General features: G+C 66.2%; 1 protein-coding gene. It reads left to right on the plus strand.

Going from position 1 to position 828, the window contains the following annotated elements; translation table 11 throughout:
• Positions 1 to 828, plus strand: an 828-nt coding sequence (gene ilvC / locus PV341_RS45140; RefSeq protein ID WP_500361062.1) for a ketol-acid reductoisomerase, incomplete at both ends; no start/stop codon positions are given.

The raw sequence follows: 828 nt of genomic DNA on the forward strand, positions 1-828 counted from the left end.
GTCCAAGGCGAAGGCCGAGGAGCAGGGCCTGCGCGTGGTGAGCCCTGCGGAGGCCGCGGCCGAGGCCGACGTCATCATGATCCTGGTCCCGGACCCGATCCAGGCGCGGGTGTACGAGGAGTCCGTGAAGGACAACCTGAAGGACGGCGACGCGCTGTTCTTCGGGCACGGCCTGAACATCCGGTACGGCTTCATCAAGCCTCCGGCCGGTGTCGATGTGTGCATGGTGGCGCCCAAGGGCCCGGGTCACCTGGTGCGCCGTCAGTACGAGGAGGGCCGCGGTGTGCCGTGCATCGCGGCCGTGGAGCAGGACGCGACCGGGGGCGGTTTCGCGCTGGCGCTGTCGTACGCCAAGGCGATCGGCGGCACTCGCGCGGGTGTCATCAAGACGACGTTCACGGAGGAGACCGAGACCGACCTGTTCGGTGAGCAGGCGGTGCTGTGCGGTGGTACGGCGGCGCTGGTCAAGGCCGGTTTCGAGACGCTGACCGAGGCCGGTTACCAGCCGGAGATCGCGTACTTCGAGTGCCTGCACGAGCTGAAGCTCATCGTGGACCTGATGTACGAGGGCGGTCTGGAGAAGATGCGCTGGTCGATCTCGGAGACCGCCGAGTGGGGTGACTACGTCACCGGTCCGCGCATCATCACCGACGCCACCAAGGCCGAGATGAAGAAGATCCTCGGTGAGATCCAGGACGGCTCGTTCGCCAACAACTGGATCGCCGAGTACAACGCCGGCCTGCCCCGGTACAACGAGTACAAGAAGGCCGACGAGAACCACCTGCTGGAGACCACCGGCAAGAAGCTCCGCAAGCTCATGAGCTGGGT

The sequence above is a fragment of the Streptomyces sp. PA03-1a genome, assembly GCF_033792805.1.
In the GTDB taxonomy this organism is placed as follows: Bacteria; Actinomycetota; Actinomycetes; order Streptomycetales; family Streptomycetaceae; genus Actinacidiphila.